Here is a 22,385-nt window from a genome sequence, read left to right on the forward strand (position 1 = left end):
TCGTCAACCCTTCATCTGGTTCACGTCTTCGACCGCGATCGAGCCGCGGTTGCGGAAGAAGACGACAAGAATGGCAAGACCGATGGCCGCTTCAGCGGCCGCGACCGTCAGCACGAACAGCGCAAACACCTGTCCGACGAGATCGCCGAGTGCGGCCGAGAAGGCGACGAAATTGATGTTGACGGCCAAAAGGATCAACTCGATCGACATCAGGATGACGATGATGTTGCGGCGGTTCAGGAAGATGCCGAACACGCCGAGCGTGAACAGGATCGCCGATACGGTGAGGTAATGTGCGATGCCGACGACCATCTCAGAGCCCCTCGCCCGACTTGACCTTGCGGATTTCCATGCCCGTCGCCGGCGTGCGGCCAACCTGGGCTGCGATCGACTGCCGCTTGACCCCTTCCTTGTGGCGCAGCGTCAAGACAATCGCGCCGATCATGGCGACCAGCAGGATGAGGCCCGAAATCTGGAAGTAGTAGAGGTAGTCGGTATAGAGGATGTCGCCGAGGGCGGCGGTGTTGGTCCGCGCGGCGAGGTCCGGGATCGGCTTTGAGACCGTCGACGCCAGCTGCGGCACGAATGTGTAACCGCCAAGCACCACGATCAGCTCCGCCGCCAGGATCAGCCCGACCATCGCGCCGATCGGCGCATATTGCAGAGCGCCCTCCTTCATCTCGGCGAAGTCGACATCGAGCATCATGACGACGAACAGGAACAGCACCATCACGGCGCCGACATAGACGACAAGCAGGATCATCGCCAGGAACTCGGCGCCGGTCAGCATGAACAGGCCGGCGGCGTTGAAGAAGGTCAGGATCAGGAACAGCACGGAATGCACAGGGTTACGCGCCGAAATGACCATGAACGCCGACGCCACCGCGACAAAGGCGAAGAGGTAGAAAAAGGCCGCCTCTAGTCCACTCAGCATTGGGGATCCCCCGGGTTCCTGTCCGAAACAGGACATCCGTCCTGTTCGATGTTTGCGACCGCCTCCGGCCGGCAAGTTGCGTTGTCCTTAGACGAGGCCCCTCGCCCCGTCCATGCGTCAAATGTCAGCGGTAGGGCGAGTCCAGCGAGATGTTGCGCGCCAGTTCGCGCTCCCACCGGTCGCCATTCGCCAGCAGCCTATCCTTGTCGTAGTAAAGCTCCTCGCGCGTTTCCGTCGCGAATTCGAAATTCGGTCCCTCGACGATGGCGTCGACCGGGCAGGCTTCCTGGCAGAAGCCGCAATAGATGCACTTCACCATGTCGATGTCGTAGCGCACGGTACGGCGCGTGCCGTCATTGCGGCGCGGGCCGGCCTCGATGGTGATCGCCTGCGCCGGGCAGATCGCTTCGCAGAGCTTGCAGGCGATGCAGCGTTCCTCGCCATTGGGATAGCGGCGCAGCGCATGTTCGCCCCGGAAGCGCGGGCTCACCGGCCCCTTCTCGTGCGGATAGTTGATCGTCTCCTTCGGCGCGAAGAACTGGCGCATCGACAGGAAGAAGGCGCTGACGAAATCCTGCAGCAGCAGCGATTTGGCGGCTTGGCCAAGAGCGGACATCACGCAAACCCCGTGATCTTGAGAAAGGCGGCGACGATTACCACCATCGCCAGCGAAATCGGCAGGAAGACTTTCCAGCCCAGGCGCATCAGCTGGTCGTAGCGGTAGCGCGGCACAAAGGCCTTCACCATCGAGAACATGAAGAACATCAGGCAGATCTTGAGCACGAACCAGATCACGCCGGGCACCCAGGTGAACGGCGCGAAGTCGAAGGGCGGCAGCCAGCCGCCGAGGAACAGGATGGTGGCCAGCGCGCACATCAGCACCACGGCGACATATTCGCCGAGGAAGAACAACAGGAACGGCGTCGAGGAATATTCGACCATGTGGCCGGCGACGAGTTCGGATTCGGCTTCCACGAGATCGAAGGGTGGGCGGTTCGTCTCGGCCAGCGCCGAGATGAAAAAGATGACGAACATCGGGAACAGCGCCAGCCAGTGCCAGTCGAGGAAGCTGTTGGGCAGACCAAGCCTGGTGCCCAGCCCGTCCTGCTGCGACATCACGATGTCGGACAGGTTGAGCGAGCCGACGCAAAGCAGCACGGTGACGATGACGAAGCCGATCGAGACTTCGTAGGACACCATCTGCGCCGCTGAGCGCAGCGCACCGAGGAACGGGTATTTCGAATTGGACGCCCAGCCGCCCATGATGACGCCATAGACCTCGAGCGAGGAGATAGCGAAGACGTAGAGGATGCCGACATTGATGTTGGCGATTGCCCAGCCGGCATGGACGGGAATAACCGCCCAGGCAGAGATCGCCAGCACCGCCGACACCAGCGGCGCCAGCAGGAACACGCCCTTGTTGGCGCCGGATGGAATGACCGGCTCCTTGAAGACGAACTTCAACAGATCGGCGAAAGCCTGCAGCGTGCCCCATGGGCCGACGACGTTCGGGCCGCGGCGCAGTTGCACCGCCGCCCAGATCTTGCGGTCGGCGTAAAGCAGGTAGGCGACCCCGATCAGCAAAACGACGATCAGCACGACCGACTTCAAGAGGATGATCAGCGTCGGCAGCACGTAGAAGGAGAAGAAAGTGTCCATGTCTACTCTGCCGCCTGCCTGAAGCCGTTTTTCGCCAGCGCCGAGCACTCAGCCATTACGGCCGACGCCCGCGCGATCGGGTTGGTCAGATAGAAGTCCGTGACCGGCGAGGTGAAAGTGCCCTTGTTCAGCCGCCCGCCGAGCTTCGCCACCTTGGCGATGTCGTCGGCGTTACCGGCCTCGACATGATCGATGCGGGCGAGATGCGGGTATTCGCCATAGAGCTTGGCGCGCAGCTGCTGCAGCGAATCGAACGGCAGCTTTTTGCCGAGCACATCCGACAGTGCCCTGAGAATCGCCCAGTCCTCGCGCGCATCGCCCGGCGCGAAGCCGGCGCGGTTGGTCTGCTGCACGCGTCCCTCGGTGTTGACATAGGTGCCCGACTTTTCGGTGTAGGCAGCGCCCGGCAGGATGACGTTGGCGCGGTGCGCGCCGGCGTCGCCATGGGTGCCGATATAGACAACGAAGGCGCCGCCGGTCTTGCCCATATCGATCTCGTCGGCGCCGAGCAGGAACAGCACGTCGCTGTCGCCGAGCATGCCGGCGACATTCTTGCCGCCCTCGCCCGGCACGAAGCCGACATCGAGGCCGCCGACACGTGCAGCCGCATTGTGCAGCACGGCAAAGCCGTTCCAGTCGGCACGGGCGGCGTTGACCGCCGCGGCGAGCTTTGCTGCCTGGCCGAGGACCGCAGCGCCGTCGGCGCGCGCGAGCGCGCCCTGACCGACAATGATCAGCGGATGCGTCGCCTTCTTCAGCACCTGGAAGAACTTGCCATTGCCGTCGGCCAGATCCTTCAGCGATTCCGGGCCGGCGCCGAGCTGTTCGTAATCGTAGCGTGTGTCGCCAACCTCGCCGATGACGCCGACCGGCAAATTGCCGATGCGCCAGCGCTTGCGAATGCGGGCGTTGAGCACCGACGCCTCGAAGCGCGGATTGGCGCCGATGATCAGCACCGCATCGGCCTGCTCGATGCCCTCGATGGTCGGATTGAAGATGTAGCTGGCGCGGCCGAGCGCCGGATCGAGTGCGGCGCCATCCTGGCGGCAGTCGGTGTTCTTTGAGCCCAGCGAAGCCATGAGCTGCTTCAGCGCGTAGATTTCCTCAACCGCCGCGAGATCGCCGGCAATGGCGCCGATCTTCTCCGGCGCAGCCTTCGACACCGCATCCTTGATCGCCGCGAAGGCCTCGGCCCAGCTGGCGGGAGCAAGCTTGCCGTCCTTGCGCACATAGGGGCGGTCGAGGCGCTGCGTGCGCAGCCCATCCCAGATGAAGCGGGTCTTGTCGGAAATCCACTCCTCGTTCACCGCTTCGTTGACGCGCGGCAGGATGCGCATCACTTCGCGGCCGCGGCTATCAACGCGGATCGCCGAGCCGACGGCGTCCATGACGTCGATGGATTCGGTCTTGGTCAGCTCCCACGGCCGCGCCTGGAAGGCGAAAGGCTTCGAGGTCAGCGCGCCGACCGGGCAGAGATCGATGACATTGCCCTGCAACTCCGAGGTCATCGCGCTTTCGAGATAGGTGGTGATCTCGGCGTCCTCGCCGCGGCCGATCAGGCCGAGCTCGGAAATGCCGGCGACTTCCGTGGTGAAGCGGACGCAGCGCGTGCAGTGGATGCAGCGGTTCATCACCGTCTTGACCAGCGGGCCGATATACTTGTCTTCGACCGCGCGCTTGTTCTCGTGATAGCGCGAGGAGTCGACGCCGAAGGCCATCGCCTGGTCCTGCAGGTCGCACTCGCCGCCCTGGTCGCAGATCGGGCAGTCCAGCGGATGGTTGATCAGCAGGAACTCCATCACGCCTTCCCGGGCCTTCTTGACCATCGGCGTGTTGGTGAAGATTTCCGGCGGCTCGCCATTCGGGCCGGGGCGCAGGTCGCGCACGCCCATGGCGCAGGAGGCCTGCGGCTTGGGCGGCCCGCCCTTCACCTCGATCAGGCACATGCGGCAATTGCCGGCGATCGACAGCCGCTCATGGAAGCAGAAGCGCGGCACTTCCGCGCCAGCGTCCTCTGCCGCCTGCAGCAGCGTATAGTGGTCGGGTACCGTGATCTCTTTCCCGTCGACCTTGAGCTTTGCCATCAATTGCCCCCGGCGGTCTGCGCCGTCTCATATGCCTGAAACAGATCGCTCAGCTTGATGCCATTGATCATCATGCCGGCGACTTCAGCGTTTTCTATCTTCAAATTGCTCATATTCACATTGGTGAAAAACGCGTTCGAGAGGTTCGCGTCTTCGACCCGGACGGCCGACAGGTTGACGTTGCGAAACTGCGTGTTCGACAGGTTCACATCGTCAAATCTGGAGTTGCTCGCGAAGGCATTGCGCACATCGAGAACATCGCTCCTGTCGTGGACATCCATACCTGCCCCCTACCTCTTCGCCTTGGCGGCGAGCGTCAGCGCCGCCGCCTGGCGGGTCCACTCGTCGCGGCCGACGCGGCCCTTGAGCGACAGGTAATCCTCGACCCAGGCGATCTCTTCTGGCGTCCATGCGGCGATCTGGGCAAAGGTCCAGATGCCGAGGCCGTTCAGCACCTTTTCCAGCTTCGGCCCGACGCCCGCTATCGCCTTGAGATCAGACGGCTTGGACGGGCGCGCAATGGTCTTGGGCTGCCTGAAATCCTCCGGCATCAACCCAGTCGTCGCGTCTTCGGCAACCGGATCTGCCTTCTCCGGCTCGGCATCGACGGTGCGAGCGGCAATATCGGTCACGTCCTGCGCAAAAGTCTGCGCCTCGGCGATCAGGGTTTTGGTCGCGGCGCGCGCCTTGGTGGCGGGGGCTGTCTCCGAATAACGCTCGGCGCGCTGCTCGAAATCGTCAATGATCGGCTGGAAAATCCGCTGCGATGTCTCGACAGCACCCGACCATGCGCCGAGCCAGACGCCAAAGGCATGGTTGGCAAGGCCGAAGCCCAGCGCCGACATGGCGGCGGCACCGGCCACAGGATGCGCGAGAAGGTTGACGGCGCTGGCCATCTCCTTCGGCATCATTGTGGTCAGGTCGCGGTTCATTTTCTCAAGTTCATCCAATTTGGGCATCAAAGGGTTCGAATACGGCGCCATAGAAATCTCCTGGTCGTTTCTTCGTCTGCCCCGCCCCGATATGTCAGTCCCGGGCTTCACGCCCGTATTTCACATCTATTCCGCTGCCACCATCACCGGCTCGGCCCGGTGCGCGTTGCGCGAAAACTCGTCGATGCGCCGCTCCACCTCACCGCGGAAATGCCGCATCAAGCCCTGGATCGGCCATGCCGCCGCATCGCCCAGCGCGCAGATCGTATGGCCTTCGACCTGCTTGGTCACGTCGAGCAGCATGTCGATCTCGCGCTTCTGCGCCTCGCCGCGCACCAGCCGTTCCATCACCCGCCACATCCAGCCGGTGCCTTCGCGGCACGGCGTGCACTGGCCGCAGCTCTCATGCTTGTAGAAATACGAAAGCCTCGCGATCGCTTTCACGATATCGGTCGACTTGTCCATGACGATGACAGCTGCTGTGCCGAGGCCCGATTTCAGGTCGCGCAGCGCGTCGAAATCCATCGGCGCATCGATGATCTGTTCGGCCGGCACCAGCGGCACCGAAGCGCCGCCCGGAATGACCGCAAGCAGATTGTCCCAGCCGCCGCGAATGCCGCCGCAATGCGTCTCTATCAGCTCGCGGAACGGGATCGACATCGCCTCTTCGACGGTGCACGGATTGTTGACGTGACCGGAGATGCAAAACAGCTTGGTGCCGACATTGTTGGGCCGGCCGAAGGACGAGAACCAGGCCGCACCACGGCGCAGAATGGTCGGCGCCACCGCGATCGACTCGACATTGTTCACGGTTGTCGGACAACCGTACAAGCCGACATTGGCCGGGAATGGCGGCTTCAGCCGCGGCTGGCCCTTCTTGCCTTCGAGGCTTTCGAGCAGCGCTGTCTCCTCGCCGCAGATGTAGGCGCCGGCGCCGTGATGCATATAGATGTCGAAATCGTAGCCGGACGTGTTGTTCTTGCCGATCAGCTTGGCCTCATAGGCCTCGTCGATGGCGCGCTGCAGCGCCTCGCGCTCCCTGACGAACTCGCCGCGCACATAGATGTAGGCGGCGACCGCGCCCATGGCGAAGCCGGCAATGAACGAGCCCTCGACCAGCGTGTGCGGATCGTTGCGCAATATGTCGCGGTCCTTGCACGTGCCGGGCTCGGATTCGTCGGCATTAACAACGAGATAGCTCGGCCTTCCGTCGCTCTGCTTGGGCATGAACGACCATTTCAGCCCGGTCGGGAAGCCGGCGCCGCCACGCCCGCGCAGGCCCGACGCCTTCATTTCGTTGACGATCCATTCGCGGCCCTTGGCGATGATGCCGGGCGTGTTGTCCCAAGCGCCGCGCGCCATGGCGCCGGCCAGCGACTTGTCGAAGAGGCCGTAGATGTTGTTGAAGATGCGGTCTTGATCCTGAAGCATGTTTCGTCCCTCAGACCGGCTTCTTGCCGAAGACGCGGATGTATTCGGCGACGCCGCCCTTGGCGAGCGCCTTGGCTTGGCCGACCCAGTCGTCGCGGTCGATGCGGCCACTGAAGGCGAGATAGCCGTCCATCCAGTCGCGCTCGGCCTTCTTCCACGAAGCGACCTGCGCGAAGGTGAAGATGCCCAGAGTGTGCAGGATACCCTCGATCTTCGGGCCGACGCCTGAGATCAGCTTGAGATCATCGACCGCGACCGGCCTGTCGATGCCAGCGGGACGGTTCTTGTCTTGGAGCGACGGTTTTGCCGGCTTGGCGGCTGGAATCTTGACTTCCGGCGCCTTGAAGGCAGTCGCCGGCTCGGCTTTGTTCCTGGGGCCGCTACGCTGTTTCGAGACCTCCTCGACTTCCGGCGCAGCCAGATTGGCATTGGCAGCCGAATGCAGCGGTGCGGCAACGCTCGCTGCTTTTTCCACCTCGGGCGCGACCTTGACCGGCGATGGCGACTTCAGAGCCGGACTGGTCTCTGGAGCATCGGTCTTTGGCTTGCCGGCCTTGGACGGAGCAACCGGCGCTGCGGCCGGCGCCTGCGAAACCGTAGCGGCCGGCGCAACCACGGCTGGCGCCGTTTTTGCAGCCTTGGTCGCCGCTTTGGCTTCCTTGTCGCGCGTCGCCTTGAGGATCGCCTTTTCGCTCTTCAGCGTCGTCAGGCCAGGCGCCGGCTCGGAGCCGGTTCGACCATTCTGCGGTCCCGTGGGAACCGTGGCACCCTTGCCCGCATCGTAAAGATCGATGATTTCGGCCAGCCGTTCCGGCGTCAGGTCCTCGAACGTGTCCTTGAACACCATGACCATCGGCGCGTTGACGCAGGCGCCGAGGCACTCGACCTCCTCCCACGACAGCGTGCCCTTGTCGTTGGTGTGGAACTGGTCGTGGTGGATCTTCGAGCGGCACACGTCCATCAGCGCTTCCGAGCCGCGCAGCATGCAGGGCGTGGTGCCACAGACCTGGATATGCGCGCGCGTGCCGACCGGATTGAGCTGGTACTGCGTGTAGAAGGTCGCGACCTCGAGCCCGCGGATGCGCGGCATGCCGAGCATGTCGGAAATAGTCTCGATCGCCGCCTTGGTGACCCAGCCTTCCTGCTCCTGCGCGATCATCAGCAAGGGAATGATCGCCGACTGCTCGCGACCCTTCGGATATTTCTTGATCCATTGCTTGGCCGCTGCCGCATTCGCTCGGTTGAAGGCGAAGGTGGCTGGCTGGACGCTGGCTTCTGCGAGACGGCGGACTGACATTTAGCGATCGACCTCACCAAACACGATGTCGAGGGAGCCGAGAACGGCGGTGACGTCGGCCAGCATGTGGCCACGGCAGAGGAAATCCATGGCCTGCAGATGCGCGAAGCCCGGCGCGCGCAGCTTGCAGCGGTACGGCTTGTTGGTGCCGTCGGAGACGAGATAAACGCCGAACTCGCCCTTCGGCGCCTCGACGGCGGCATAGACCTCGCCCGCCGGCACGCGATAGCCTTCGGTGTAGAGCTTGAAGTGGTGGATCAGCGCTTCCATCGAGCGCTTCATCGCCTGGCGCTTGGGCGGCACCACCTTGCCGTCGAGATTCGACACCGGCCCGACGCTTTCCTTGCCGAGCAAGAGGTCGACGCACTGGCGCATGATCTTGGCCGACTGGCGCATTTCTTCCATGCGCACCAGATAACGATCGTAGCAGTCGCCGTTCTTGCCGATCGGGATGTCGAAATCCATCTCGGAATAGCATTCATAGGGCTGCGACTTGCGCAAATCCCAGGCAGCGCCCGAACCGCGCACCATGACGCCGGAAAAACCCCAGGCCCAGGCATCGGCCAGCGACACTGTGCCGATATCGACATTGCGCTGCTTGAAGATGCGGTTGCCGGTAAGCAGCTTGTCGAGATCGTCGAGCGACTTCAGGAACGGATCGATCCACTTGCCGATGTCCTCGACCAGCTTCGCCGGCAGGTCCTGGTGCACGCCGCCGGGGCGGAAATAGGCGGCATGCATGCGCGAGCCGGAAGCCCGCTCATAAAACACCATCAGCTTTTCACGTTCGACGAAGCCCCACAGCGGCGGCGTCAGCGCGCCGATGTCGAGCGCCTGTGTCGTCACATTGAGGATGTGCGACATGATGCGGCCGATCTCGCAATAAAGCACGCGGATCAGCTGCCCGCGCTTCGGCACCTCGATGCCGAGCAGCCGCTCGGCGGCGAGTGCGAAAGCATGCTCCTGGTTCATCGGCGCGCAATAGTCGAGCCGGTCGAGATAGGGCACCGCCTGCAGATAGGTCTTGTGCTCGATCAGCTTTTCGGTGCCGCGATGCAACAAGCCGATATGCGGATCGACGCGATCGACCACTTCGCCGTCCAGCTCAAGCACCAACCTCAAAACACCATGCGCTGCAGGATGTTGAGGTCCAAAGTTGATGTTAAAATTGCGGACGGAGGTTTCGGCCATTCTGGCGCCTCAATTCGTCTTGGCTTTTTCGTCCCCGGGCAGCACGTAGTCGGTGCCTTCCCACGGGGAAAGAAAATCGAAATTGCGGAATTCCTGCTTCAATTCCACCGGCTCGTAGATCACGCGCTTGGCCTCGTCGTCGTAGCGGACTTCGACGAAACCGGTCAGCGGGAAATCCTTGCGCAGCGGGTGGCCCTCGAAGCCGTAATCCGTGAGGATGCGGCGCAGGTCCGGATGGCCGGAGAATAGGACGCCATAGAGATCGTAGGTCTCGCGCTCGAACCAGTCGGCGCCGGGATAGACTGATGTCAGCGACGGCACCAGCGTCTCTTCGTCGGCCTGGACCTTGATGCGGATGCGCAAATTCTGCTTCGGCGACAACAGGTGATAGACGACATCGAAGCGCTTGATCCGCGACGGATAGTCGGCGCCGCAGACATCGATGATCGAGATGAACTGGCAGCGTGGATCGTCGCGCAGGAAGGTCGCCACGTCGATCAGGTCGCCGGGCTCGACGGAAATGCCGAGCTCACCATAGGCCAGCACCGCGTCTTTGACACGGCCCGGCAGCTTTTCGCCGAGATAGGTCGACAGTTCGCTAAGGGATGCGGCCATGGATTTACCGTTCGATCGTGCCGGTGCGGCGAATCTTCTTCTGCAAGAGAAGAATGCCGTAGAGCAGCGCTTCGGCGCTTGGCGGGCAGCCGGGCACATAGATGTCGACCGGCACGATGCGGTCGCAGCCGCGCACCACCGAATAGGAATAGTGGTAGTAGCCGCCGCCATTGGCGCAGGAGCCCATCGAGATGACGTAGCGCGGCTCCGGCATCTGGTCGTAGACCTTGCGCAGCGCCGGCGCCATCTTGTTGGTCAGCGTTCCCGCCACGATCATGATGTCGGACTGGCGCGGCGAGGCGCGCGGCGCAACGCCGAACCGCTCCGAATCATAGCGCGGCATCGAGGTGTGGATCATCTCGACGGCGCAACACGCCAGACCGAACGTCATGAACATCAGCGAGCCGCTGCGCGCCCAGGTGATCAGCGCCTCGGTCGAGGTGACGAGAAACCCCTTGTCGGCGAGTTCATTGTTGATCTCGAGGAAGAACGGGTCGTCAGAACCGACCGGACGTCCGGTATTGGGGTCGATCAGGCCCTTGGGCTTCGGCGCGACGAGCGTACCGGAACTGTCGTTCAATCCCATTCCAGCGCTCCTTTTTTCCATTCATAGGCAAAGCCGATGGTCAGCACCGCCAAAAACACCATCATCGACCAGAAACCGAGCATGCCGATCTTCGAGAACGACACCGCCCACGGGAACAGGAAGGCCACTTCCAGGTCGAAAATGATGAACAGGATCGACACCAGGTAGAAGCGGATGTCGAATTTCATGCGGGCATCATCAAAGGAGTTGAAGCCGCACTCATAAGCGGAAAGCTTTTCCGGGTCGGGACTGCGGTAGGCCACCAGGAACGGCGCTATGATAAGCGCCAGGCCGACGACCGCCGCCACGGCGATGAAGAGGACGATGGGCAGGTACGAACTGAGCAGTGCGTTCATGCTGCGGCTTTCCGTTGGCGGCCAATCCACGTTGATTACAGCAACCAACCCTAATGCGGAAGCGTGACAGTTTAACCGCTGAACCGTTTTAGGTGCCTATGCTGCAACGCGGCGAGGGTTAGCGCAGGGCTTTCGGCGAAGCAAGTCAAACCTTGTTCAAAACGCAGTGCTGGACGGCAGGTCGGGAAAAACTGGTCCGATCCGCTCCTGTTTGATTTCCTTCACTTTTTACTCCACTTTTGTCTCCTGACATGTCTCCCGCCATTTGCCTGCTAGCATGGTCGGAATCACCGGCTAAAAATCGGGCAAATGGATAGAGGCAAGGCACTTTGACGAAGGACAAAATTTCACTCGCGACGGCCAGGCGGATCGCACTCGCAGCGCAAGGGTTTCTCGATCCCCGGCCGGGCGGCACGCCCGACCGCCGCCACCTCGCCCGCGTGCTCTCGCGCACCGGCCTGCTGCAGATCGATTCCGTCAGCGCCGTGGTGCGCGCCCATTATATGCCGCTCTACTCCCGCCTTGGCCCCTACCCGCTCGCCTTGCTCGACAATGCCGCCCTCACCCGCAAGCGCACGGTGTTCGAATACTGGGCGCATGAGGCCTCTTTCCTGCCGGTCGAGACCTGGCCGCTGATGCGCTGGCGCATGCAGCGTGCCGAGGGCGGCGACGAAATGTATCTGGGCCTCGCCAAATGGGGCCGCGAACACGCCGCCTATATCGAAGATATCTACCGCGCGGTCGCCGAGCGCGGCCCGATTGCCGCTTCGGCGCTCGAAGGCCAGAAGGGCTCGGGCGGCTGGTGGGGCTGGAGCCATGCCAAGCATGCCTTCGAATGGCTGTTCTGGGCCGGCCGCATCACCACAGCGCACCGCCGCGGCTTTGAGCGTTTCTACGATCTGCCCGAGCGCGTGCTGCCTCAGGCGATCCTCGATCTGCCGGTGCCGGCCGCCGAGGACGCGCATCGCGAGTTGCTGCGCATTTCTGCCCGCGCCCACGGCATCGCGACATCTGGCGATTTGCGCGACTATTTCCGCCTGTCGCCGGCCGACATGAAGGGACGGCTGGAGGAGTTGGTCGACGCGGGAGAGCTTTTGCCGGTGCGCGTCGAAGGCTGGGACAAACCGGCTTACCTCTACAAGGACGCCCGCCTGCCGCGAAAAATCGAGGCGCGCGCGCTGCTGGCGCCGTTCGATCCCGTCGTCTTCGAACGCTCGCGCAGCGAGCGTCTGTTCGATTTCCACTACCGCATCGAGATCTACACCCCCGCCGAAAAGCGGCAATATGGCTATTACGTGCTGCCATTCCTGCTCGGCGACCGGATCGTAGGGCGCGTCGACCTCAAAGCCGACCGTCCCGCCAGCGTGCTGCGCGTCCACGCCGCCTATGCCGAGCCGGGGGCGCCGCCGGAGTCTGCTGCACAACTCTTCGAGGAATTGAAGCAGATGCAGGGCTGGCTTGGGCTCGAGCGCATCGAAGTGACGCCGGCCGGCGATTTGGGGCAGCCTTTGGCCGACATCGCCATGTCGTAGCCGTGCGTTGACACCGCCGCTCGCAAAAGCCTAAATCCGCTGCAGACGGTCCCTTGCCCGCAACGGCAGGGGCTAAGAGGGAATGCGGTGCGGGATTTCGATCTCAAATCCGCGGCTGTCCCCGCAACTGTAAGCGAAGAGCCAAGGCCGAAAGCCACTGGGTAACACCGGGAAGGCGGCTAACCAAGGCGACGACTCGCGAGCCAGGAGACCTGCCGTCTGCGACAGAAGTATCCGATCGCCTGGCGGGTTTCCGGGCAAGGAGCCCGGTTTTTGGACCAGAACAGCAGTTTTTCGGCTGGCACAGCGGATGTTTCGTCCGCCGATGGCGACGCCTTGGTCGGCGTCACCGTCATCGTCTGCGCCTCCTGCCGCGACGAGACCGGCTCAGACGCCCATCCCCGCGCTGGCGAATTGCTGGCTGAGGACACGCGCCGCGCCGCAGCCGATGACAACGTCCGTGTCCGCACGGTCGAATGCCTCGGCAACTGCAAGCGCCGCCTCAGCGCCGCCATCCTGCGCGACGGCTGCTGGAGCTATGTCTTCGGCGACCTGACCGCGACCAGCGGCGCCGATCTCGTCACCGGGGCAAAGCTCTTCGCCACCTCGACCGACGGCCTCATCCCCTGGCGCGGCCGGCCCGATTCCCTCAAGCGGGGCCTTGTTGCCCGCATCCCGCCCCTCGACATGCTGAAGGACTTGATATGACCGCTTCCGTTTCCCGTGTTCCCTGCACCGTCGTCACCGGCTTCCTCGGCGCCGGCAAGACGACGCTGGTCCGCCATCTCCTGGAAAACGCCGGCGGCAAGCGCATTGCCATCATCGTCAACGAGTTCGGCGACATCGGCATCGACGGCGAGATTCTCAAGGGATGCGGCATCGACACCTGCCCCGAGGAAAACATCGTTGAGCTGGCCAATGGCTGCATCTGCTGCACCGTCGCCGACGATTTCGTGCCGGCGCTTGACCAGATCCTGGCGCTGACGCCGAAGGTCGACCACATCCTGATCGAGACCTCGGGCCTGGCTTTGCCCAAGCCGCTGGTCCAGGCGTTCCAGTGGCCGAGCGTAAAGAGCCGTGTCACGGTTGATGGCGTCATCGCCGTCGTCGACGGTCCGGCGCTGGCCGAAGGCCGCGTCGCCAACGACATGGACGCCCTGCAGGCGCAGCGTGTCCAGGACGAGACGCTGGACCATGACGACCCGGTCGAGGAAGTGTTCGAGGACCAGATCGCCTGCGCCGACCTGATCATCCTGTCGAAGAGCGATTTGATGGATCCAGCCGGGTCGGCCCGCGCCAACGCCATCATCGGCGAACACTCCGCCCGCGCCGTCAAAATCGTGGCGACCGCGCATGGCAAGGTCGATCCCTCCGTGCTGCTCGGACTCGGCCTCGCCGTCGAGGACGACATCGAGAACCGCAAGTCGCATCATGACGGCGCTTTCGACCATGAGCATGACGACTTCGACACCTTCATCGTCGACATTCCGTCGATCGCCAATCCCGACGAACTGGCCAAGCGCGTCGCCACCGTCGCCGAAGAAGAGAATGTGCTGCGGGTGAAAGGCTTCGTCGATGTCGGCGGCAAGCCGATGCGGCTTCTGCTGCAGGCGGTCGGCCCGCGCGTCAACCATTACTATGACCGCGCCTGGACGGTCGAGGACGACCGCCGCTCGCGCCTCGTCGTCATTGGCCTCAAGGGGCTGAACCGCCCGGCGATCGAGCGTATACTCGCCGGCTGATCTCAGGCACGAGCCGCGATGCACATCCTCACCACCACATCCGCCTCGCTCGACGATCTCGCCGAGCCGGTCGATCTCCGGCAGACGCCGGCGGATGTCGTGGCGCTGTCCTTCACCGACAGCGATCTCGCAGGACTGGCGGCGGCGTGGAAGGCCGATGCGGCCCGCCTGCCCTCGATGCGGCTGGCAGCGCTTCGCGACCTGCGCCACCCCATGTCCGTCGACCTCTGGGTCGACAGCGTCGCCCGCCACGCCAAGATGATTTTGGTGCGCATCCTCGGCGGCTACGACTGGTGGCGCTACGGCTGCGACCAGCTTGCAGCAATCGCCCGTGAGCGGGGCATCAAACTCGCCCTGCTGCCCGGCGAAGGCCACGACGAGGACCTGCGCCTGATCGAAGCCTCGACGCTGCCGCGTGAGGAACTGGACGGCTTGCTTGGTTATTTCCGCGAGGGCGGCCCGGAGAATATGAGCGCGCTGATGCAGCGGCTGGCGGGGTTGGCCGGGTCGGATGTGGCGGCGGCCGAGCCGGTCGCGGTGCCGAAAGCCGGCTACTACGAGCCAGGCCGCGGCGGCGTCCCCCTCCCCCTTGAGGGGAGGGTCCGGCCGCAGGCCGGGGGTGGGGTCGCCGGTGAAGTGCGCCGACTTTCTGAAGCGCGGCGACAGAAAGAAACTTCGAACCCAGTCGTACCGACCCCACCCGGCCCTGCGGGCCACCCTCCCATCGAGGGGGAGGGAGGCGCCGCAGCTGTCGTGCCCATCCTCTTCTACCGCTCGATGCTGCTGGCTGCCGATGTCGCGCCCATCGACGCGCTTTTTGATGCACTCCGCCAGCGCGGCATCACCCCGGTCCCGATCTTCGTCTCCAGCCTGAAAGACGCCACCTCCCTCGCCTTTGTCGAAACCGCGCTGGCCTCGCTCAAACCCGCCGCCATCATCACAGCCACCGCCTTCGCTTCCGGTGCCGAGCCCAGCGTGGAAACCCTGTTCGACCGCGCCGGCGTGCCCGTCTTCCAGGTCATCGTCGCCACCACTCGCCGCGACGTCTGGGACAAGAACCTGCGCGGCCTGGCGCCCGCCGATCTTGCCATGCATGTCGTGCTGCCCGAACTCGACGGCCGCATCCTTGCCGGCGCGATCTCCTTCAAGGGCGAAAGCGAGACCGACCCCGCACTCGGCCACCGCGCCTTCGCCAACCGGCCGGAACCGGACCGCGTGGCGCAGGTGGCGGATAGGTTAGCGGCGTTTATTCGCCTGCAGGAGACGGCTCGCGCGGCGCGCAAGCTGGCGATATTGATTCCCGACTATCCGAGCGCCCCCGGCCGCACCGGCTATGCCGTGGGCCTCGACGTGCCATCCAGCGTGCTGGCGATGCTGCATGACCTGAGGGAACAGGGCTACGCGGTTGAAGCGATTCCGCAATCGCCGCGCGCGTTGCTGGATGCGTTGGAGCAGAGCGGCGACGGGCTGGCCTTGAGTGATTATCTGGAGTTCTCGAAGGCACTGCCGGCAGAAGCTATTGCCGCCGTAGATTTAGCTTGGAAGGCTGAGGATGAGGTAGGTCTGCGCGAGGCACCCCCCTCTGTCCTGCCGGACATGTCCGGCAGGACAGAGGGGGGTGTTTACGCGCCAAGCTCTGCGAAATTCCCCTTCCGCGCCGCGACCTTCGGCAACATCACAGTCGCACTTGCCCCCGACCGCGGGCGCTCGGCCGACCGTCGTGCCGACTACCACGACCCGACGCTGCCCCCACGCCACGCACTGATCGCCTTCGGCCTGTGGCTGCGCAAATCGCTCGGCATCCATGCTCTCATCCATGTCGGCGCGCACGGCACGCTGGAATGGCTGCCCGGCAAGACGGTCGCGCTGTCGCAAGCCTGTTTTCCCGAGATCGTCACCGGCCCGCTGCCCGTCATCTACCCCTTCATCGTTTCCAATCCGGGCGAAGCAGCACAAGCCAAGCGGCGCATCGCCGCCGTCACGCTTGGCCATCTGCCGCCGCCGCTGGCCGGCGCGGGGCTGGACGAAGAGCAGCACAGACTCGAACGGCTGGTCGACGAATACGCCCAGGCCGACGGCCTCGATCGCCGCCGCCGCGACCGGCTGGCAAAACTGATCGTCGACACCGCGCGAAAGACCGGCCTTGCCTCCGAAGCCGGCGTCGCCAAAACCGACGCGCCCGATGAAGCGCTGCGCCGTATCGATGCCTGGCTTTGCGACCTCAAGGATTTCGCCATCAAGGACGGCCTGCACATCTACGGCCGCGCCCCCGAGGACGAAGCCGATGCCATGCGCCGGCAAAGTGCCGAAGCCGAGAAGTCGGCACTGCTTGCCGCGCTCGACGGCCGCCACATCAAGGCCGGCCCGGCCGGCGCGCCGGCGCGTGGTCGCTCCGATGTGCTGCCCACTGGCCGCAACCTGTTCACCTCCGACCCGCGCACCATGCCGACGCCGACCGCCTATGATCTGGGCCGAGCTGCAGCGGAAGAAGTGGTGCGCGGCTACATGCAATCGCATGGCGACTGGCCGCGCTCGCTGGTCATCGATCTCTGGGGCTCGGCCTCGCTGCGCACCGGCGGCGAGGAAATCGCGCAAGGCCTGGCGCTGATGGGCTGCCGGCCGCAATGGGATTCTGCCACGGGCCGCATCACCGGCATCGAGGTGCTGCCTCCGGCCGCCCTCGGTCGCCCGCGTGTCGACGTCACCTGGCGGATTTCAGGCCTGTTCCGCGACATGTTCCCGACCCAGATCGCGCTGATCGATGCCGCCGCCAACGCCGTTGCCGCGCGCGACGAGGACGATTCGGAAAATCCGCTCGCCGCCAAAACCCGCGCCGACGGCAACATCAGCCCACGCATCTTCGGTACTTCGCCCGGAACCTATGGCGCCGGCGTCGAGGACCTGTTGTCGAGCGGCGACTGGGGCGCGCGCGAAGAGATCGGCCGCGCCTATCTCAATGCCACATCGCACGCCTATGGCGGCGCCGAGGGCGAAGGCATCGCCTCCCCCGGCGCTTTCGAAACCCGCATCGCCGAGGCCGATCTTCTCGTCCACACCGGCGACGATCCCGGCCGCGACATTCTCGAAGGCTCCGCCGATGTCGCCTTCATCGGCGGCTTTTCGGCCGCACTGGCAGCGCTGGGCAGGAATGCCGACGTGATCGTGCTCGACACGACGGATCCGCAGAAACCTAAACCGCGCTCGGTGAGCGAAGCCGTATCGCGGGTGGTGCGAGCACGAGCGGTCAACGCGCGGTTTATATCGGGCCAGATGCGCCACGGCCCGCGCGGCGCTTCCGAATTCGCCGAGACCGTCGACCGCCTCATCGGCTTTGCCGAAACCACGCACGCCATTTCGGGCGCGCTGATCGAGGCCGTGCATGACGCCTATGTCGGCGATCCCGACGTGCGCGCCTTCATCCTGCGCGAAAACCCGGCTGCCGCCAAGGTGATCGCCGAACGCTTCCTGTCGGCGCGCAGACGTGGCCTCTGGCATCCCTTGCGCAATTCCGTCGACGACGATCTTGCCGCGCTGATCGCCGAGGCCGAGGCGCTCGGGGTCGCGGCATGAACGCCTTCTCAAGGCGTGGCGCCTGTCCGGCCTTGTCGGCGCCGATGCCGACCGGCGACGGCCTGCTGGTGCGGCTCAATCCGGTTGCTGGAGGCCCATCTGCCGGAGGTTTGTCGCCGAAGCTGTTGATCGGACTCTGCGAATCCGCCCTGCGGCACGGCAACGGCATCATGGAAGTGACGGCGCGCGGCAGCCTGCAGATCCGCGGGCTGACGGCGGAAAGCGCAGCCCTGCTGGCGGCGGAGGTGGACGCGCTGGGCATTGCGGTGCGCATCGGCGTGCCGGTCGAGACCGGGCCGCTGGCGGGCATCGATCCACAGGAGGTTACCGATCCACGGGCGCTGGCTGAGCGGATCAGGATGGCGGTTGAGGATGCCGGGCTGGCGCAACGGCTTGGGCCAAAGGTGTCGGTGGTCGTCGATGGCGGCGGGCAACTGACAATGGATGCGGTGACGGCCGATGTCAGGCTGAAGGCGGTGCGGGCCGGCGATGGCGTCGTGTGGGCTGTGTCGGTTGGCGGCGACGGTCGAAACGCGAAGGTATTGGCGAAGGTCGATGCGGATGTCGCGAGGGATATCGCGGTGGCTGCGCTCAGGATGGTCGCGGAAAAAGGCCGCGAGGCGCATGCGAGGGATTTGTCGGAGAGGCAATTGGCCTCTCTCGCAGGCTGGCACTCTGTCGCGCCCCCCTCTGTCCTGCCGGACATCTCCCCCACCAGGGGGGAGATCAGCAGCTTCGCTGGCGGCTCTTCACTCTCGACGTTGAAGGATGGCGAAAACGGCCGCGACAGCCTAATCTCCCCCCAAGTGGGGGAGATGTCCGGCAGGACAGAGGGGGGCGCCGTAGAGCGCTCTTGCCCACCGATTGGCCTCTTTGACTTGAGCACCGACCACGCCCTCGGCATCGCCCTCCCCTATGGCAGCATGCCGGCCAACAAGCTCATGGCCCTCACCCAAAGCGCCATCACCCTCGGTGCCACCGAAATTCGCCTCGCCCCCGGCCGTGCCTTGCTCTTCCTCGGCCAACCACCAGCCGTAAACCACCTCCTCCAAACCACCGCAACCGCGCTCGGCTTCGTCACCTCCGCCACCGACCCCCGCACCCGCATTGCCGCCTGCCCCGGCACCCCTGCCTGCGCCTCCGGCCAGATCGCCACGCGCGACATCGCCGAAACCATCGCCGCCGAAAACGCCGATATCCTCGACTTCACCCTGCACATTTCCGGTTGTGCCAAGGGCTGCGCACACCCCGGCGCGGCGGCGCTAACAATCGTCGGCGGCGAAAACGGAGCCGGACTTGTCGTGAACGCGACGGCAAAGGCCCTTCCTGCGGGCTACAGCCCGGGCTATGACGCCGCGCGCGGCATCAGTCACGTCGCGGCAGCGATCCGCAGCGCACGATTTCAGGACGAAACCGCCGCCGCTTGTCTGACAAGGCTCGGGCCGGCGGCAATCGCCGAAACCTACCGACAGGAAATGAGCATGGCCGCCTACGACTACATCCATGACGGCAACGCAATCTACGAGCGCTCCTTCGCCATCATCCGCGCCGAGGCCGACCTGTCGCGCTTTTCCGAAGCCGAGGCCGATGTCGCCATCCGCATGATCCATGCCTGCGGCCAGGTCGAAGCATCAAGTCATTTTGTTTTCTCACCTGACTTCGTCGCGGCCGCCCGTACCGCCTTGGCGGCCGGCGCGCCGATCTTCTGCGATGCGGAAATGGTCTCGCATGGCGTCACCCGCGCCCGGCTGCCCGCCGGCAACGAGGTGATCTGCACGCTGCGCGACCCGCGCACGCACGACATTGCCAAAGACATCGGCAACACCCGCTCAGCCGCCGCGATCGACCTGTGGGGCGAACGCATGGCCGGTTCGGTTGTGGCCATCGGCAACGCGCCGACGGCGCTGTTCTATCTCCTGGAAAAACTGCGTGACGGCGCGCCGAAGCCGGCGGCCATCATCGGCATGCCGGTCGGCTTTGTCGGCGCGGCCGAATCCAAGGATGCATTGGCCGAGAATTCTTATGGCGTGCCCTACGCCATCGTGCGCGGCCGTCTCGGCGGCAGCGCGATGACCGCTGCCGCCCTCAATTCGCTGGCGAGGCCCGGCCTGTGAACGCGCTTCCCAAAGGCCGCCTTGTCGGCATCGGCACCGGTCCCGGCGACCCCGAACTGCTGACGCTGAAAGCCGCGCGCGCCCTGGCCGAAGCCGATATCGTCGCCTATTTCGCCAAGCGCGGCAACAACAGCAATGCCCGCGCCATCGTCGAGGCGCGCTTCCGCCCGGACATGCTCGAACTGCCGCTGCTCTACCCCGTCACCACCGAAATCGACAAGGACGACGACGACTACCGCTCGCAGATCACCGATTTCTACGAGCAGTCGGCCGAAAAGGTAGCCGAACACCTCGAGGCCGGCCGGATGGTGGCGGTGCTGTCGGAAGGTGATCCGCTGTTCTACGGCTCCTACATGCATCTGCATGTGCGCCTCGCCCATCGCTTCCCGACCGAGGTCATCCCCGGCGTTACCGCCATGTCCGGATGCTGGTCGCAGACCGGTGTGCCGATCGTCCAGGGCGACGATGTGCTGACGGTTTTGCCCGGAACGATGAGCGAGTTCGAACTCACTCGCCGGCTGGCCGACACCGACGCCGCCGTGATCATGAAGGTCGGCCGCAACCTGCCCAAGATCAGGCGGGCGCTGGAGGCCACAGGCAAATTGACCCGCGCTGTCTATGTCGAGCGCGGCACCATGGCCGGCAGCGTCTCGATGAGGCTCGCCGACAAGCCGGACGACAAGGCACCCTACTTCGCCATCGTGCTGGTCGCCGGCTGGTCCGGCCGGCCTGGTGCTATGGGAATGGGTGCCAAGCCATGAGCGGCCGTCTCACCGTTATTGGCCTCGGACCCGGCAATGCCGATCAGGTCACGCCGGAAGCCAGCCGCGCCGTGGCGGAAGCAAAATTCTTCTATGGCTACAAGCCTTACCTCGACCGGCTCGACTTGCGCCCTGACCAGACCCGCGTCGCCTCCGACAATCGCGAGGAACTCGCCCGCTCCAAGGACGCGCTGGTCAAGGCTGCCGAGGGCCATCATGTCGCTGTCGTCTCCGGCGGCGATCCCGGCGTGTTTGCCATGGCGGCGGCCGTCTGCGAGGCGATCGAGGCCGGCCCGGCCGAATGGCACGCGGTCGATGTCGCCGTCGTGCCTGGCGTCACCGCCATGCTGGCGGTCGCGGCCCGCATCGGCGCGCCGCTCGGTCATGATTTCTGCGCCATCTCGCTGTCCGACAATCTGAAGCCGTGGGAGCTGATCGAGCTGCGCCTTTTGGCAGCAGCCGGCGCCGGCTTCGTCATCGCGCTCTACAATCCGATCAGCAAGGCGCGCCCGTGGCAGCTCGGCCGCGCCTTCGAATGCCTGACCGCCATCCTGCCCGGCACCACGCCTGTGATTTTCGGCCGCGCCGCCGGCCGGCCGGATGAGCGCATCGAGGTGTTTCTGCTGGCCGATGTCGACGCCGAAAAGGCCGACATGGCGACTTGCATCATCATCGGCTCGCCGGAAACGAGGATCATCAAGCGCGGCGACAAGCCGGCGCTGGTCTACACGCCGCGCTCCGCGACAGGGTCGAGACCATGATCGATCATCGCGGCAAGCTCATCGACGGTTTTGGCGGAGGGCACGTCCGGCAGGACGGGCCTGCGCACCATGACCACCTCGATGCGGAGCGCCCGCGCCGCCGCGATCTTGCCGTAGGTCGCCTCGCCGCCGCTGTTCTTGGAGACGACGACATCGATGCGCTTGCTTTCGAGCAGCGCGCGTTCATCCGCCTCGCGGAACGGGCCGCGCGCCAAGAGGTAAGTCGCATCCGGCACCGCCAGTTTCGGCTCGACCGGATCGACGCTGCGGATGAGATAGTGGTGCTGGGGCGCGGCCTCGAAAGCCGGGACCTCTTGCCGGCCGAGCGCCAGGAAGGCGCGGCGCGGAGTCGGTCCAAGCGCTTGCACGGCATCGCCCACCATATCCACCAGCGTCCAACGGTCGCCTTCGATCGGCTCCCAGCCGGGACGGCGCAGCGCCAGGATCCGCACGCCGCTCAGGCGCGCGGCTTGCGCAGCATTGGCGGAAATCCGCGCCGCATAGGGATGCGTGGCATCGATCAGCAGGTCGGTTCGCGTTTCCTCGAGATAGGCGGCCAGTCCGTCGGCGCCGCCAAAGCCGCCGCGGCGCACCGGCACACCTTGCGCGACCGGGCTTTCGGTGCGGCCGGCGAGCGACAGGGTGACGAGGAAATCCGCCGCCAGTTTTCCGGCCAATTGGCGCGCTTCTGTTGTGCCGCCGAGGATCAGAACTTTCTTCATGGGCACTATACTGAACCGCGTCGGCGCTGCCCCTCACCCTTACCCTCTCCCCGTGAAGAACGGGGAGAGGGAGGCGTCAGCGTCGGAGCTTCCCCCTT

General features: G+C 64.7%; 21 protein-coding genes, 1 pseudogene and 1 riboswitch. Of the genes and pseudogenes, 8 read left to right on the plus strand and 14 right to left on the minus strand.

All coding sequences use genetic code 11. The features are described from left to right. Positions 1 to 3: 3 nt before the first annotated feature. The 13 genes from nuoK to JQK88_RS12970 form a co-directional block, all read right to left on the minus strand. On the minus strand, positions 4 to 312 hold the full coding sequence (gene nuoK / locus JQK88_RS12910; RefSeq protein WP_023670810.1) for an NADH-quinone oxidoreductase subunit NuoK: 309 nt from the start codon (positions 310 to 312) through the stop codon (positions 4 to 6). Position 313: 1 nt separating this feature from the next. Further along, the gene (locus JQK88_RS12915) at positions 314 to 934 is read right to left on the minus strand and encodes an NADH-quinone oxidoreductase subunit J (RefSeq protein ID WP_192257642.1); all 621 of its coding nucleotides are present in this window, start codon (positions 932 to 934) and stop codon (positions 314 to 316) included. 124 nt (positions 935 to 1,058) lie between these two features. Beyond that, complete coding sequence (nuoI, locus tag JQK88_RS12920) at positions 1,059 to 1,550, minus strand: NADH-quinone oxidoreductase subunit NuoI (RefSeq protein ID WP_181055889.1); 492 nt, start codon at positions 1,548 to 1,550, stop codon at positions 1,059 to 1,061. Beyond that, positions 1,550 to 2,593: an NADH-quinone oxidoreductase subunit NuoH gene (gene nuoH / locus JQK88_RS12925; RefSeq protein ID WP_203278483.1), complete on the minus strand. Its 1,044-nt coding sequence runs from the start codon at positions 2,591 to 2,593 to the stop codon at positions 1,550 to 1,552. The genes nuoI and nuoH overlap by 1 nt, the downstream gene beginning before the upstream one ends. Before the next feature lie 2 nt (positions 2,594 to 2,595). Continuing rightward, a complete protein-coding gene (gene nuoG / locus JQK88_RS12930; protein ID WP_203278484.1) occupies positions 2,596 to 4,677 on the minus strand; it encodes an NADH-quinone oxidoreductase subunit NuoG in 2,082 nt (693 codons plus the stop codon). Further along, on the minus strand, positions 4,677 to 4,958 hold the full coding sequence (locus JQK88_RS12935) for a pentapeptide repeat-containing protein (protein ID WP_203278485.1): 282 nt from the start codon (positions 4,956 to 4,958) through the stop codon (positions 4,677 to 4,679). Before JQK88_RS12935 ends, nuoG begins: the two co-directional genes overlap by 1 nt. A gap of 9 nt (positions 4,959 to 4,967) precedes the next feature. Beyond that, complete coding sequence (locus tag JQK88_RS12940; protein ID WP_203278486.1) at positions 4,968 to 5,660, minus strand: helix-hairpin-helix domain-containing protein; 693 nt, start codon at positions 5,658 to 5,660, stop codon at positions 4,968 to 4,970. 75 nt (positions 5,661 to 5,735) lie between these two features. Then, positions 5,736 to 7,040, minus strand: a complete 1,305-nt coding sequence (nuoF, locus tag JQK88_RS12945; protein ID WP_112565109.1) for an NADH-quinone oxidoreductase subunit NuoF — start codon at positions 7,038 to 7,040, stop codon at positions 5,736 to 5,738. A 10-nt stretch (positions 7,041 to 7,050) separates the two neighbouring features. Next, positions 7,051 to 8,337, minus strand: a complete 1,287-nt coding sequence (locus JQK88_RS12950; protein ID WP_203278487.1) for an NADH-quinone oxidoreductase subunit E — start codon at positions 8,335 to 8,337, stop codon at positions 7,051 to 7,053. Then, complete coding sequence (locus tag JQK88_RS12955; RefSeq protein WP_112565106.1) at positions 8,338 to 9,528, minus strand: NADH-quinone oxidoreductase subunit D; 1,191 nt, start codon at positions 9,526 to 9,528, stop codon at positions 8,338 to 8,340. A gap of 9 nt (positions 9,529 to 9,537) precedes the next feature. After that, positions 9,538 to 10,143: an NADH-quinone oxidoreductase subunit C gene (locus JQK88_RS12960; protein WP_203278488.1), complete on the minus strand. Its 606-nt coding sequence runs from the start codon at positions 10,141 to 10,143 to the stop codon at positions 9,538 to 9,540. 4 nt (positions 10,144 to 10,147) lie between these two features. Continuing rightward, on the minus strand, positions 10,148 to 10,729 hold the full coding sequence (locus JQK88_RS12965; RefSeq protein ID WP_023670824.1) for a NuoB/complex I 20 kDa subunit family protein: 582 nt from the start codon (positions 10,727 to 10,729) through the stop codon (positions 10,148 to 10,150). Next, positions 10,720 to 11,085, minus strand: a complete 366-nt coding sequence (locus tag JQK88_RS12970; RefSeq protein WP_112565102.1) for an NADH-quinone oxidoreductase subunit A — start codon at positions 11,083 to 11,085, stop codon at positions 10,720 to 10,722. Before JQK88_RS12970 ends, JQK88_RS12965 begins: the two co-directional genes overlap by 10 nt. A 329-nt stretch (positions 11,086 to 11,414) precedes the next feature. Here JQK88_RS12970 and JQK88_RS12975 point away from each other — a divergent pair, with 329 nt between their 5' ends. The 8 genes and pseudogenes from JQK88_RS12975 (at position 11,415) to JQK88_RS13010 (ending at position 21,565) form a co-directional block, all read left to right on the plus strand. Then, positions 11,415 to 12,617 carry a winged helix-turn-helix domain-containing protein gene (locus tag JQK88_RS12975; protein ID WP_203278489.1) on the plus strand — a complete coding sequence of 401 codons (1,203 nt, stop codon included), beginning with the start codon at positions 11,415 to 11,417 and terminating at the stop codon, positions 12,615 to 12,617. Between the two features lie 29 nt (positions 12,618 to 12,646). After that, positions 12,647 to 12,851, plus strand: a riboswitch (cobalamin riboswitch). A 39-nt stretch (positions 12,852 to 12,890) separates the two neighbouring features. Beyond that, positions 12,891 to 13,325, plus strand: coding sequence for a DUF1636 family protein (locus tag JQK88_RS12980; RefSeq protein ID WP_203278490.1), 435 nt, complete (start codon positions 12,891 to 12,893; stop codon positions 13,323 to 13,325). Next, positions 13,322 to 14,359 carry a cobalamin biosynthesis protein CobW gene (gene cobW, locus JQK88_RS12985; protein ID WP_203278491.1) on the plus strand — a complete coding sequence of 346 codons (1,038 nt, stop codon included), beginning with the start codon at positions 13,322 to 13,324 and terminating at the stop codon, positions 14,357 to 14,359. Before JQK88_RS12980 ends, cobW begins: the two co-directional genes overlap by 4 nt. A gap of 18 nt (positions 14,360 to 14,377) precedes the next feature. Continuing rightward, positions 14,378 to 17,929: a cobaltochelatase subunit CobN gene (gene cobN / locus JQK88_RS12990; RefSeq protein WP_203278492.1), complete on the plus strand. Its 3,552-nt coding sequence runs from the start codon at positions 14,378 to 14,380 to the stop codon at positions 17,927 to 17,929. After that, positions 17,926 to 19,401: pseudogene (gene cobG / locus JQK88_RS12995) on the plus strand (precorrin-3B synthase); the annotation flags it as partial. The gene cobN and the pseudogene cobG, both read left to right, overlap by 4 nt. Positions 19,402 to 19,410: 9 nt before the next feature. Continuing rightward, positions 19,411 to 20,043 carry a precorrin-8X methylmutase gene (locus JQK88_RS13000; RefSeq protein WP_203278521.1) on the plus strand — a complete coding sequence of 211 codons (633 nt, stop codon included), beginning with the start codon at positions 19,411 to 19,413 and terminating at the stop codon, positions 20,041 to 20,043. After that, positions 20,040 to 20,804: a precorrin-2 C(20)-methyltransferase gene (locus JQK88_RS13005; protein ID WP_203278493.1), complete on the plus strand. Its 765-nt coding sequence runs from the start codon at positions 20,040 to 20,042 to the stop codon at positions 20,802 to 20,804. The genes JQK88_RS13000 and JQK88_RS13005 overlap by 4 nt, the downstream gene beginning before the upstream one ends. Further along, a complete protein-coding gene (locus tag JQK88_RS13010) occupies positions 20,801 to 21,565 on the plus strand; it encodes a precorrin-3B C(17)-methyltransferase (protein WP_192258001.1) in 765 nt (254 codons plus the stop codon). The genes JQK88_RS13005 and JQK88_RS13010 overlap by 4 nt, the downstream gene beginning before the upstream one ends. Here JQK88_RS13010 and JQK88_RS13015 read toward each other — a convergent pair. Further along, a complete protein-coding gene (locus JQK88_RS13015; protein WP_203278494.1) occupies positions 21,529 to 22,287 on the minus strand; it encodes a cobalt-precorrin-6A reductase in 759 nt (252 codons plus the stop codon). The genes JQK88_RS13010 and JQK88_RS13015 overlap by 37 nt on opposite strands. Positions 22,288 to 22,385 lie beyond the last annotated feature (98 nt).

It is taken from the genome of Mesorhizobium caraganae, assembly GCF_016836705.1.
Classification (GTDB): Bacteria; Pseudomonadota; Alphaproteobacteria; order Rhizobiales; family Rhizobiaceae; genus Mesorhizobium; species Mesorhizobium caraganae.